Here is a 12,716-nt window from a genome sequence, read left to right as displayed (position 1 = left end):
TTATTCCTCCTTTTTCATTCGTTTAAGTTTGTCTTTGATACGGCTTAGCTTGGTCGCTACATTCGTCACGGTTAGTCCGGTGATTTCTGCGATTTCCTCATAACTTTTATCTTCGAGATAAAGCAGGATGATTGATTTGTCGAGTTGTCCCAGTTGGTTAATCATCCGGTAGAGCTGTTTCAGCATTTCATTGATCGGGTCGTGTGCTTCGCTTGTCCAGTCAATCTCATGGGTAAGGCTGACGATTTCCGGTACATTTTTCTCTTTACGATAAAAACTGATACAAGTGTTGAGAGCAATACGGTAAATCCATGTCGAAATCTTACACTCTTTTCTGAATTTGGGAAAAGCTTTCCAAATGTTCAGTATCACATCCTGATAGAGATCGTTGAGAGGAGCGTTCGGATTGGCATACAGATAGCATACTTTGTAGATAACCCGCTCATATTCGCGGATGACCGACAAGAACTCTTGCTCAATGGGGTTATTTGCCTCTGTTGCTCGTTCTCTCATGGAGTTTAAGGTTGCTTTTTTGGTTAGTTAGTCGTGAGAAAAGGAGGAAAATCACAGTAAACGGAAGCTATTGTAAATTGGCTGCCAGGAATTTACGGATTTCTTCCACACTCTTTCCCCGGCGACGGGCATAATCTTCGAGTTGGTCTTCACCAATTTTGCCGACAGAGAAATATTCGGCTGCCGGGTGAGCGAACATCAGTCCGCAAACGGATGCGTGAGGATACATTGCTCCGTTTTCAGTCAGCGAAATACCTATCTGTTTCATATCTAAGAGCTCATCCAACAGGAAGTTGACGGATTGATCCGGCAAAGAAGGATAACCGACTGCCGGACGGATTCCCTGGTATTTCTCAACCAGCAAATCTGCCATACCTAAATTTTCATCCTTGGCATATCCCCATGCTTCTTTTCGTACATACTCATGCATCTTTTCCGTAGCCGCTTCCGCAAGGCGGTCGGAGAGGGTTTGGACGAGTAAATGCTTATATGGATCCTGCTCATACAGTCCTTCCATATCTGCGTCGATAGAAGAAGCAAAAGCACCGATGGTATCCGGGATGCCGGAAGATAACGGACGAATAAAGTCGCTTAAACAAACAAAGGGACTACCGTCCTTTTTAGGCGTTTGTTGGCGAAGCAAGGGGAAGGTGATGAACCGTCCTTCTTCCTTTTCAATCAACAGGTTATCTCCATCGGAATTTGCCTTGCAGAGTTTGAAGATTGTTTTTACTTCATAGTCACGGTCGAGCACGTCCAGCATCCGGTTGGCTTCTTTGAATAATTGCATGGCTTCGGCGGCTTTGCTACGCTCTTCTTCGGGGAAGCTGGCCAGCCACATGGCACGACAGGAATCACATCCATGAATGTTGGCGATGGCTGCAAAGCGTGGTTGGAAGCCCCATGCATGGAAGAAGTAAATCCAGTTGATGTATGGGGTGACGTTATGTATTTTGTAAGATATAACAGTACTACTCATAGGCTATCAGTGACGAATTGTAATTTATCTGAATCTTAACTCTTGTCCGCGATAAGTTTCGTCTATCTCTCCGTTGTTATATAACAGATGTCCGTTTGCAAATGTTTTCTCCACTTTCCAGTTGAAGGTATGACCTTCCAACGGGCTCCATTTACATTTACTTAAAATACAGTCAGTTGTTACTGTCCACTTATTGTCAGGACGTACCAAAACAAGGTCTGCCTGATAACCTTTACGAATGAATCCGCGATTTTGTATTTCGTACATTTGCGCAGGTGCGTGAGCCATCTTTTCTACCATTTTTTCAATGGTAAATACCCCCTTGTCAACTAATTCAAGCATACTGACTAATGAGAACTGAATCATCGGCATACCGGACATGGCTTTCAGAGCTCCTCCCTCTTTCTCACTGAGCAAGTGTGGAGCATGATCTGTTGCAATAGCGTCAATAAGACCGTTATTGACTGCTTCCTGCAATGCTTTCCGGTCTTCGGCTGTCTTGATGGCAGGGTTACATTTGATACGCGCCCCCAATGTCTGATAATCTTTTTCTGTAAAGAGTAGATGGGAAACGCAGGCTTCTGCCGTAATCCTCTTTTGTGCCAAAGGAGCGTTGGAGAACAGGCTCAATTCTTTAGCGGTGGAGATATGCATGATATGCAGACGCGCGTTAGTTTCATGTGCCAGTTTCACAGCTAGTTCGGAAGAACGGTAGCAGGCCTCTTCTGAGCGGAGAAGCGGATGGAGAGCCAACGGTACATCGTCTCCGTATTCTTTTTTATATTTATCCGTATTTTCTTTGATGATTCCCTGGTCTTCGCAATGGGCGGCGATAAGCAAATCGGTTCCACCGAATATATTACGCAGGCTGGCCATGCGGTCTACCAACATATTTCCGGTGCTCGAACCCATAAACAATTTCACGCCACAAACGCGGTGCTTGTCCAGTTGCGCAAACTGGGTGTAGTTATTATTGGTCGCTCCGAAGTAGCAAGAATAGTTGACCGACGACTTCTCGCCCAATAAAGCAAGTTTCTCATTCAGGGCTTCCAAAGTGGTTGTCTGCGGATTGGTATTCGGCATATCCATGATGGAAGTGACGCCACCGGCTGCCGCGGCATGGCTTTCTGTGGTAATATCTGCCTTATGAGTCAGTCCCGGATCACGGAAATGTACATGTTCGTCGATGGCGCCCGGTAACAGGTAACATCCGGTTGCATCTATGATTTCGTCACAAGGCGCGGTTGTTTTCTCGTCGCCTGCCAAAATTTCGGCGATTTTCTCGTCTTCGATAACAACCGAACCCAGTACTTTTCTTCCTTCGTTGACAATAACGGCATTTTGAATCAGTGTACGTTTCATTTCTTTTGCGGGAATTTATGGAACCAACTATTTGTTTTTAATTTAATCACACCGAATATGGCTTCTCCGAAGATGCTGCTGTTCATCTTGGAAGTACCCAGTTCGCGATTGATGAAGATAACGGGAACTTCGATGATTTTGAAACCACATTTATAAGCGGTGAATTTCATTTCAATCTGAAAAGCATATCCTTTGAAGCGGATATGGTCTAAATCAATCGTTTCCAATACCTGGCGACGGTAACAGACGAATCCGGCAGTGGTATCGTGTACGGGAATGCCTGTGATGAATCTCACATATTTGGATGCGAAATAGGACATCAGTACCCGTCCCATCGGCCAGTTCACTACGTTCACTCCGCTGACATAACGGGAGCCGATAGACACATCTCCGTCTTGTTCCGAGCAAGCCTGATACAGACGGGGAAGGTCGTTCGGGTTATGGCTGAAGTCGGCATCCATTTCGAAGATATATTTGTAGGTATGCTCCAGTGCCCATTTGAAACCGGTGATATAGGCGGTTCCCAGTCCCAGTTTCCCTTTACGTTCAATCATGAAAATACGTTCGGGAAATTCTTGTTGCAAGGTTTTGACTATATTTGCCGTTCCGTCCGGGGAACCGTCTTCTATTACCAGAATATGGAATACTTTGGGAAGTCCGAAAACGGCACGGATGATATTTTCTATGTTCTCCCGTTCATTATAGGTGGGGATAATTACGATGCTATCCGATGTTTGCATATAGATACTATAAAATTTAGAAACAAAAGTAGCTCTTTTCCTTTAGTTATAGATGAACTAAGGAAAATTTAACGTGTGCTATATTTCATTGGGAATCTCCCTTTATAATACTTCCAACCTTTGAGTATATACTCCCATTATTTTTTGTACTTTTGCGGTGAAATTCTTAATAGGTATGACAATAACTGAGTTGCAACAACAATATGCTGCCCACCCCAATACGGCAGTTATGAAGCGCTTGTTGAAGGACACTTCTGTTCAAACTATCTTTTGTGGTGGACTGTGTGCATCTGCTGCTTCCCTTTTTTCTTCTGTATTGGTGCAAGAGGGTGGTTGCCCGTTTGTGTTTATTTTAGGTGATCTTGAAGAAGCCGGATATTTCTATCACGACCTGACGCAGATATTAGGTGCGGAGACGGTACTTTTCTTTCCCTCTTCCTTTCGTCGTTCCATCAAATATGGGCAGAAAGACGCAGCGAATGAGATTCTTCGTACGGAAGTACTTAGCCGCCTGCAGAAAGGGGAGAAGGGATTGTGTATCGTAACTTATCCGGATGCGTTGGCGGAGAAAGTCGTGTCCCGCAAAGAGTTGAGCAATAAAACATTGAAACTGAACGTAGGCGAGAAGGTAGATACTACTTTTATAACGGATGTTCTGCATAGCTACGGTTTTGAATATGTGGATTATGTCTATGAACCGGGACAATACGCTGTTCGCGGCAGCATTATCGACGTCTTCTCTTTTGCTTCGGAATATCCCTATCGTATCGACTTCTTTGGCGATGAAGTAGAGAGCATCCGTACCTTTGAAGTGGAAACCCAGTTATCCCGTGAAAAAAAAGACGGGGTGTCTATTGTGCCTGATTTGGCTGTGACAGGTGATGTGACTACTTCTTTCCTTGATTTTATTCCGGAAGATACGACTTTGGCAATGCGTGATTTCCTTTGGTTGCGTGAACGGATACAGGTGGTGCATGATGATGCGTTGACGCCGCAGGCGATAGCTGTTCAGGAAGCCGAAGAGAACGGGGGGATTACATTGGAAGGAAAGTTGATAGACGGCAGTGAATTTACGGTACGTGCACTTGATTTCCGCCGATTGGAATTTGGTAATAAGCCGACCGGTACGCCGAATGCCAGTATCACTTTCAGCACTTCCGCCCAACCTATCTTTCATAAGAATTTCGATTTGGTAGCAGGTTCTTTCAAAGATTATCTGGAGAAAGGATATTCGCTTTACATCTGTAGCGACAGTATGAAACAGACGGATCGTATCAGGGTTATTTTTGAGGATCGCGGTGACAAGATACAATTCACCGCTGTTGAACGTACCATTCACGAAGGATTTGTAGATAACACTTTACGGCTCTGTATCTTTACAGACCATCAGTTGTTCGACCGTTTCCATAAATATAATCTGAAGAGTGATAAAGCACGTTCGGGAAAAGTGGCTCTTTCTTTGAAAGAATTGAACCAGTTCACTCCAGGCGATTATGTCGTTCATACGGATCATGGTATCGGACGTTTCTCAGGTTTGGTACGTATTCCGAATGGAGATACTACGCAGGAAGTTCTGAAGCTGGTCTTTCAGAATGAAGATGTGGTATTTGTTTCTATTCATTCCCTGCATAAGGTTTCTAAATATAAAGGCAAGGAAGGCGAAGCTCCGCGATTGAATAAATTGGGCACGGGTGCATGGGAGAAGCTGAAAGAACGCACAAAGAGCAAGATAAAGGATATTGCCCGTGATTTGATTAAGCTGTATTCGCAACGTCGGCAGGAAAAAGGATTTTCCTATAGTCCCGACAGCTTCTTACAACGTGAGTTGGAAGCATCTTTTATTTATGAAGACACACCGGATCAGAGTAAGGCGACTGTCGAGGTCAAGGCGGATATGGAAAGTGACCGTCCGATGGACCGTTTGGTTTGTGGAGACGTAGGTTTCGGTAAAACAGAGGTTGCTATCCGTGCCGCCTTCAAAGCGGTAGCCGATAATAAACAGGTAGCTGTCCTGGTGCCGACAACAGTCCTTGCCTACCAGCATTTCCAGACATTCCGCGAACGTCTCAAAGGATTGCCTTGCCGGGTAGATTATCTAAGTCGCGCACGTACGGCCGCACAATCCAAAGCGGTTCTGAAAGGATTGAAAGACGGGGAAATCGGTATCCTTATAGGTACGCATCGTATTTTGGGAAAAGATGTCCAGTTTAAGGACCTGGGACTGCTGATTGTTGACGAGGAACAGAAATTCGGAGTTTCTGTAAAGGAGAAGCTGCGTCAGCTAAAAGTGAATGTAGATACATTGACAATGACCGCCACCCCGATTCCCCGCACCCTTCAATTCTCATTAATGGGAGCACGCGACTTGAGTGTTATTTCCACGCCGCCACCCAACCGTTACCCGATTCAGACCGAAGTGCACACCTTCAATGAAGAAGTAATCACAGATGCGATTAATTTTGAAATGAGCCGTAACGGTCAGGTTTTCTTTGTCAATAACAGAATCGCCAATCTGCCGGAATTAAAAGCGATGATCGAACGTCATATCCCGGATTGCCGTGTAGCAATCGGACATGGGCAGATGGAACCGTCGCAACTGGAGAAAATCATTTTAGACTTTGTCAACTATGATTATGATGTACTTCTGGCGACAACTATCATTGAAAGTGGTATTGATATTCCGAATGCCAATACGATCATCATCAATCAAGCCCAGAATTTTGGATTGAGTGACCTTCACCAAATGCGTGGACGAGTGGGGCGTAGCAATAAGAAAGCCTTCTGCTATCTGTTGGCTCCGCCATTGAGCAGTCTTACGACAGAAGGAAAACGCCGACTTCAGGCGATTGAAAACTTTAGTGACCTCGGCAGTGGTATCCATATTGCCATGCAAGATCTGGATATTCGTGGAGCAGGAAATCTGCTCGGTGCGGAACAAAGTGGATTCGTAGCCGACTTGGGATATGAGACTTATCAGAAGATTCTTTCCGAAGCTGTCCATGAACTGAAGAACGACGAATTTGCAGATTTGTATGCAGATGAAATCAAAAGCGAAGGACAGATTAGTGGTGAAGGATTTGTTGATGAATGTCAGGTGGAAAGCGATCTCGAACTTTTGTTGCCTGCCAATTATGTAACCGGTAGCAGCGAACGCATGTTACTCTATCGCGAACTGGATGGTCTGACATTAGACAAGGAGGTAGATGCCTTCCGTTCCCGACTGGAAGACCGTTTCGGCCCTGTTCCACCGGAAACACAAGAGTTACTGCGTATCGTTCCTCTCCGTCGCTTGGCTGCACGTTTGGGAGCGGAAAAAATATTCCTGAAAGGCGGACGCATGACCCTGTTCTTTGTGTCCAACCCGGATAGTCCGTTCTATCAGAGCCAGGCATTCGGTAAGGTGATAGACTATATGATGAAATATACACGCCGATGTGATCTTCGCGAGCAAAATGGAAAACGGAGTATGCTGATTAAGGATGTATCGAATGTAGAGACAGCAGTCAGTGTGTTGCAGGAGATTGTGGCATTGCCGGTAAAAGAGGAATAGACAGGCGGTTCTGGCTATTTATCTTTTACCTCTGATTTTGTTTTGTACTACTTCTTTCCCTTTTCCATATAATTTATCTATTAAGTCAGAACGTCCAATCCGTCTCAACTCATTAATGATGTTCTTCCGTTCTTCCGGTTTATACCAAAAGAAAAACTGACGTTGAGAAAGTTTCTCCCGTTGGGTTTTAGCACTGAATATCGGTTCTAACGTGTATGGATGAAAACCGGTATACCATGCTTCGGTAGCTACTGTCATCGGAGTAGGAGTGAAGTCCTGCACTTGTTCCAAATGAAAGTCTAGTTGCTTGGTGATAACGGCAAGTTCCGCCATATCTTCTTCCTTACAACCCGGATGCGAAGAAATGAAGTAAGGAATCAGTTGCTGACGCAGATTTTCCTCTCTGTTAATACGGTCGAATATTTTCTTGAATGTTGTAAACTGTTCGAAAGATGGTTTGCGCATAATGGATAATACACGGTCACTGGTATGTTCGGGAGCCACTTTCAGACGCCCACTAACGTGATTGATAATCAGTTCGCGAGTATATTCAGCAGTACTGCGATTCGTTTCAGGGTCTTTACTTTGATGAAGTAACAAATCATAGCGTACTCCACTGCCGATAAAGGATTTCTTAATGCCGGGCAAAGCATCTACCGCATGATAAATATCCAGTAACGGGCGATGATCGGAGTTTAGATTCGGACAAACTTTCGGATGAATACATGACGGGCGTTTGCATTTCTTGCAAATAGATTCATCTTTCCCTTTCATCTGATACATATTAGCCGAAGGGCCACCCAGGTCACTTAAATATCCTTTGAAGTCCGGTAACTGGATAACCTCTTTTACTTCTTTCAGAATAGACTCTTTGCTACGGCTGACGATGAACTTTCCCTGATGTGCGGAAATAGTACAGAAAGCACAGCCACCGAAGCATCCCCGATGGATATTAATGGAAAACTTAATCATATCATAAGCCGGAATCCGCTTGCCTTTATATTTAGGATGCGGCATGCGGGTATATGGCAAATCGAAAGAACGATCCAAATCCTCTTGGCTCATAGGTGGATATGGCGGATTGACCACAACAATCTTATTCCCGACAGCTTGTGTGATACGTGAAGCCGAATATTTATTGGATTCTTCTTCAATATGCCGGAAATTGCTTGCTTGTTTTTTCTTATCCGCCAGACATTCTTCATGTGAATAGAGCTGAAGATCATCTTCGGCAGAAGTCCACTCTGTCTCACGGCAAAGGTAGGCTGTTTGTGGAATCGTTCCGATGATTGCTTTGAATTTACTGCTTGTCAATGAAGTTTCTTCATTGGTAAGCAGGCTTTTCATCTTTCGGATTAACTCCGCAATCGGTTTTTCTCCCATTCCGTAAATGAGTAAATCCGCACCGCTTTCACATAATATGCTCTTTTGTACTTTGTCTTGCCAATAATCGTAATGACTTAACCGTCTCAAACTGGCTTCAATACCGCCCAAGACAACAGGTACATCGGGATAAAGTCTTTTCAGTATTTGACTGTAAACGGTAGAAGGATAGTCCGGGCGCATATCCGAGCGACCGTCCGGGGTATAAGCATCCTCACTACGTAGTCGTTTGTTGGCTGTATATTTGTTTACCATGGAGTCCATGCATCCGCCGGAGATACCGAAAAACAGACGGGGACGTCCCAGTTTCTTGAAATCACGCAAGTCATCACGCCAGTTAGGTTGAGGTACGATGGCTATTTTCAAACCTTCCGCTTCGAGAATACGCCCTATAACAGCAGCGCCAAAAGAAGGATGATCCACATAAGCGTCCGCGCTGAAGAGAATGACATCCAATTCATTCCATCCGCGAAGTTCCACTTCTTTCTTAGTAGTGGGTAACCAGTCAGTCAAACGATATTCTTTCATGCCGCAAAGATACGGATAATAAAAAACATCCCAATGATTTTTTTATTCATTGGGATGTTTAACTTCAATCATTGGGATATTTTTTCAAAACTTCTCATTGATTGTGAACTCTAATGTCATTTGTTCTCCGTCGTAGATTTCGCGAAAACCGATACCTTGCTCAGAAAGAAATTCTTTCAAATCCTGAAATGCGTCGGCATGGTTCATGATAATCCCTATCATTTCACCGGGAGAAGCACCACACATGGCTTTTATTGCAGGAATCAGCGGACTGTAAGCTGTTGTTCCGCGAGTATCTATCGTAATCATCGTTATTCCTCTTCTTCCGTTTCCGGACTGGATAGCCAAGTGAGATAGAGCTTGATAAGCTGTTGCAAGCCGAATGCCTTCATATTATTGTGATAAATCACGTCGATGCAGAGATCCAGCAAGTCTTTGCTGTCTTCTTCCTGACTGGCGATAAGAGAACGGATGTTCAGTTTCAGCTTGTCCAGTACGCTTTCATCCACAATACCGGTGCTGTCAATAAGGTGGCGGAACAGTGCATATTTTTCAATTGTTCTCAAGTTTTCGTTAGATACTTCTATGCTGCGTGTACCGCTGGGATTTGCTTGTATAGTATACATTGTTTTTTAGTTTTAAGGGTTATTACAGTAGCAAAGATAGAATTTAAAATGAGAAACAGATTAAAAAAATGGATATTTTTTATTTCTGAATAAAGAATTCCAGTATGCCTGCCATAATCGTTGCCCGGTCAGCTTCCGACTGGATACTTTCAAAAGGAAAGCCCAATACGAAAGTGCGGTAGTTCCCTTTATAAGCGATACCTGCACTCTGGTTGTCGGGAGCATACGTGAATACCGGAAAAGCAGTATCTACTGGGACGATGCAATCCGGTGCGGGGACAGCGTAGCTATCTTCATTGGGGACACGTGGAATAGTAATCGTGCGTCCCAGTCCATTGATTCGGTTCGAAGTCTTATCCGTCAGACTGCTCTGATAACCGTATTTCAATATCTTCTCCGTAAACTCCCGATTTCCTTGTGTGCCGCTCATATCGCTTCCTACATATGCTCCGCTGACGAATAAGTTGCCGCCCGACTGGCAATAACTGGTGATAATCCGTTGCATGGCCGAAGAAAATGTCTTATAATATGCTTTGTTTACAGGATCTTCCTTCTCGAGTCCCAGGATATAATCCACAATCGGATAGTCTTCCAGTGATACCAGTCCGTTTTCTACTGCTTCATCACTGCATGACACGAAACTATATTTTCCGGCTGCCTGAATAGCCTTTCCATGAATAAAAGGATAGTCAAACGTATTTCCCGCAATTTTCATTCCCTCTAATTCGCTTCCGCTATGTCCTAGGCTGCCTTTTCCTTCTTTACCTGCCTGCGAGCGGTCGAATCCTACCTGTGCCCCGCTGAATGAGATATTCGACAGATACGGAACTCCGGGATCTTGTTCCAGATCGAATCCCGCCTTATCAAAAGTATTAATAACAGCCGGGCCGCTGATTCTGTCAAATCCATTGATGATTAATACCTTTTCCCGTTCCCGTTTCGCCTTATATGCGGAGAGAATTTCGGAAGGGAAACTTTCTCCACCCCTGTTTACGGCAGTTACTTTAAATGAATAGACAAGTCCCGGTTCTATCTTGACGGTGTATGAGGGCTTGCTGACTAATGTTCCATTATCAAAGCCGCCATAACCAATGCGTGTATATACAATGTATTCCCGTGGACGGGCAGTAGGTTCTTGCGGATCATCTTCCCCTTTCCATGAAAGTTCCAATGTATTCTTCTTTTTACCAAAACGAATGGCGAAATTGCTCACAGGCAGTGGTTGTACCACATATTCTTTATTATGCTGACTGGTGACAAACTGCAAGATACCTTTATAGATGGCACGTCCTACGGTAAACTTGAAATTCGGGTCATGCCCTAACTGCATATCTGCAAAGTTCTGATGAGAAAGCAACTCGATAATCGTAGAAGGAGTGGCGGGAAGTCTCGTCTCGCTATAATTCCGGTTCCACATACTCCGGCGTGTCCAAGGCAGGTTATAACTCGAATGAATATCTTTCTGAATCTGTGACAGCAGAATGTCTGCCAAGTCGCGCGATGCATATCGGTCTGTACCTGTATTTAGTTTACCATTATTGAAGTCGGTGGTATAAATGCCGAGTGAACCGATCAGTTCATCCGTTTTACTGCATCCTGCATCGCTGTGCAATGCCATTGTCATTTCCAACGGTACACGCAACCCCGGTTGATCCGGATTATAAACAGAACCTCCGGATAAGTAATTGATAGTGTTGGAACGTGTATTAATATCATCCGCATAATCATTATCACCTTTGCGTCCGGCATATACATCGTATGGCATTCCTGCCCATTGGGCAGAGTAACGTGCTCCTTCCAGGTAACGCGGCAGTCCGCTGATTTTTCCACCCCGGGAGATATTTCCCATTCCCCCGCCGAAACGTACCGCATCGGCACATACTACGCCGTGCTCACTGCTCTCATTACTTAGTATGACCATTCCATAGTCATTATTTCCCTTATCAAATTCAAAAGTACCAAGATATACCCATGTACCACCACCTATTTTTTGATTTACCTTAAATTCAGTAACTCCGCCATTATGAAAAACGAGATACTTGGCGTCACTTACACTATTAGGCAATGTCTGATAAGAAACATAAACGGCATATTCACCTGTTGCCGGCAGGGTAGGTACCCATTCGGCAAATGCCTGATCCTTATTCTTCTTTTTCTTTCTTTCGGTGGGGATGAAACGGCAAGTACCGTCGCTGAACGGATTTTCCCCATCCCTATAAATCTTTTTCTTTTGGGCGAATCCTTTTACAGGAGCCATTGCCCACTTCGCTTTTTTGCTTCCTACTTCCAGATAAAGGGAAGCGTTGGGCGTATCATTGTCCACTATGATTTCATTCTTTTGTGTGTTCCGTTCGCGGGGAGTATAAACGATAGCGCCTGCATTCTCTAGCATGGGAATCACATAGGGCAGAACGAAAGATTGAGTAAACAAGTCTTCTGTAGTGCAGAACAGGCGGGGACGTTGCCATCCCCATTCGTTCTTGTCATTCTTGAAATAGTTGCCATGGCTTTGCCAGATTGCGATGTGACGGTCTTGTAATCCGCGTGAAATGTCATTAGGCCGTGAGATGTTTTTCACCCAGGGAGCTCCTTTGTAATCAACGTTCAGGGACATTCGTTCCTTATCCTTTTTCTTGTTCCGGTAGAAATTAGGAACCAGTTCCTCGATAGGCTTTCCATCCGCATAAATCGTCAATCGGTAATAATGGACGGGGCCCGGGAGCAATTCTTTCACTTGGTTATAAATCGTTTCTACGGTTTCCGGTCGGAAAGGTTGATAGGCGAAACTCTCCGAAGCATAGACAGCAATCGTTTTACGGTCATAATTGATGTCGATACTATTCAGTTTGGGAGTGCTGATTTTAGCTGCTGCGGTATATTTGCCGAAATAATCCGTTAACCGTTCTTTTACATTCCTTTCAATATCCTGCGCAAAAAGGAAATTTACGCTGAGTGTAAGGCATAGAAAAAACACTATTATTTTTTTCATTATTCAATTCTTTTAGGTCATTTATCACAGATTGCCCGCAAAAATA

At 44.3% G+C, this 12,716-nt stretch carries 9 protein-coding genes; 1 reads left to right on the top strand and 8 read right to left on the bottom strand.

Annotation, left to right across the window (positions count from 1 at the left end; translation table 11 throughout):
- The 4 genes from AB5443_RS01595 to AB5443_RS01580 all read right to left on the bottom strand — a co-directional run bounded on the left by AB5443_RS01595 (position 1) and on the right by AB5443_RS01580 (position 3,594).
- Entirely contained in the window at positions 1–513 is a 513-nt protein-coding gene (locus AB5443_RS01595; RefSeq protein WP_022139515.1) for an RNA polymerase sigma factor, read from the bottom strand.
- Between the two features lie 67 nt (positions 514–580).
- The gene (locus AB5443_RS01590) at positions 581–1,492 is read right to left on the bottom strand and encodes a vitamin B12 dependent-methionine synthase activation domain-containing protein (protein WP_277130818.1); all 912 of its coding nucleotides are present in this window, start codon (positions 1,490–1,492) and stop codon (positions 581–583) included.
- A 24-nt stretch (positions 1,493–1,516) separates the two neighbouring features.
- Positions 1,517–2,854 carry a dihydroorotase gene (locus AB5443_RS01585; protein WP_277130816.1) on the bottom strand — a complete coding sequence of 446 codons (1,338 nt, stop codon included), beginning with the start codon at positions 2,852–2,854 and terminating at the stop codon, positions 1,517–1,519.
- Positions 2,851–3,594, bottom strand: coding sequence for a polyprenol monophosphomannose synthase (locus tag AB5443_RS01580; protein WP_277130814.1), 744 nt, complete (start codon positions 3,592–3,594; stop codon positions 2,851–2,853). The genes AB5443_RS01585 and AB5443_RS01580 overlap by 4 nt, the downstream gene beginning before the upstream one ends.
- 175 nt (positions 3,595–3,769) lie before the next feature.
- Here AB5443_RS01580 and mfd point away from each other — a divergent pair, with 175 nt between their 5' ends.
- Positions 3,770–7,144, top strand: coding sequence for a transcription-repair coupling factor (gene mfd, locus AB5443_RS01575; RefSeq protein ID WP_277130812.1), 3,375 nt, complete (start codon positions 3,770–3,772; stop codon positions 7,142–7,144).
- An 18-nt stretch (positions 7,145–7,162) separates the two neighbouring features.
- Here the strand turns inward: mfd and AB5443_RS01570 are convergent, their stop codons facing one another.
- The 4 genes from AB5443_RS01570 to AB5443_RS01555 form a co-directional block, all read right to left on the bottom strand.
- On the bottom strand, positions 7,163–9,055 hold the full coding sequence (locus AB5443_RS01570; protein WP_195662569.1) for a YgiQ family radical SAM protein: 1,893 nt from the start codon (positions 9,053–9,055) through the stop codon (positions 7,163–7,165).
- Between the two features lie 84 nt (positions 9,056–9,139).
- On the bottom strand, positions 9,140–9,364 hold the full coding sequence (locus tag AB5443_RS01565) for a sulfurtransferase TusA family protein (protein WP_277130809.1): 225 nt from the start codon (positions 9,362–9,364) through the stop codon (positions 9,140–9,142).
- 2 nt (positions 9,365–9,366) lie between these two features.
- Complete coding sequence (locus tag AB5443_RS01560) at positions 9,367–9,681, bottom strand: hypothetical protein (protein WP_022139508.1); 315 nt, start codon at positions 9,679–9,681, stop codon at positions 9,367–9,369.
- 79 nt (positions 9,682–9,760) lie between these two features.
- Positions 9,761–12,670, bottom strand: coding sequence for a xanthan lyase (locus AB5443_RS01555; protein WP_277130806.1), 2,910 nt, complete (start codon positions 12,668–12,670; stop codon positions 9,761–9,763).
- Positions 12,671–12,716: the final 46 nt, after the last annotated feature.

It is taken from the genome of Bacteroides sp. RTP21281st1_H5_RTP21281_210402, from assembly GCF_040918965.1.
GTDB classification, from domain to species: domain Bacteria; phylum Bacteroidota; class Bacteroidia; order Bacteroidales; family Bacteroidaceae; genus Bacteroides; species Bacteroides congonensis.
The sequence above is the reverse complement of the archived record's forward strand: the minus strand, read 5'-3'. Positions and strand labels throughout refer to the sequence as shown.

What these genes read in the sequence shown, in the direction of transcription:
- AB5443_RS01570 (WP_195662569.1), bottom strand. Translation starts at nt 9,055, where the DNA reads ATGAAAGAATATCGTTTGACTGACTGGTTACCCACTACTAAGAAAGAA.
- AB5443_RS01585 (WP_277130816.1), bottom strand. Translation starts at nt 2,854, where the DNA reads ATGAAACGTACACTGATTCAAAATGCCGTTATTGTCAACGAAGGAAGA.
- AB5443_RS01555 (WP_277130806.1), bottom strand. Translation starts at nt 12,670, where the DNA reads ATGAAAAAAATAATAGTGTTTTTTCTATGCCTTACACTCAGCGTAAAT.
- mfd (WP_277130812.1), top strand. Translation starts at nt 3,770, where the DNA reads ATGACAATAACTGAGTTGCAACAACAATATGCTGCCCACCCCAATACG.
- AB5443_RS01565 (WP_277130809.1), bottom strand. Translation starts at nt 9,364, where the DNA reads ATGATTACGATAGATACTCGCGGAACAACAGCTTACAGTCCGCTGATT.
- AB5443_RS01560 (WP_022139508.1), bottom strand. Translation starts at nt 9,681, where the DNA reads ATGTATACTATACAAGCAAATCCCAGCGGTACACGCAGCATAGAAGTA.
- AB5443_RS01580 (WP_277130814.1), bottom strand. Translation starts at nt 3,594, where the DNA reads ATGCAAACATCGGATAGCATCGTAATTATCCCCACCTATAATGAACGG.
- AB5443_RS01595 (WP_022139515.1), bottom strand. Translation starts at nt 513, where the DNA reads ATGAGAGAACGAGCAACAGAGGCAAATAACCCCATTGAGCAAGAGTTC.
- AB5443_RS01590 (WP_277130818.1), bottom strand. Translation starts at nt 1,492, where the DNA reads ATGAGTAGTACTGTTATATCTTACAAAATACATAACGTCACCCCATAC.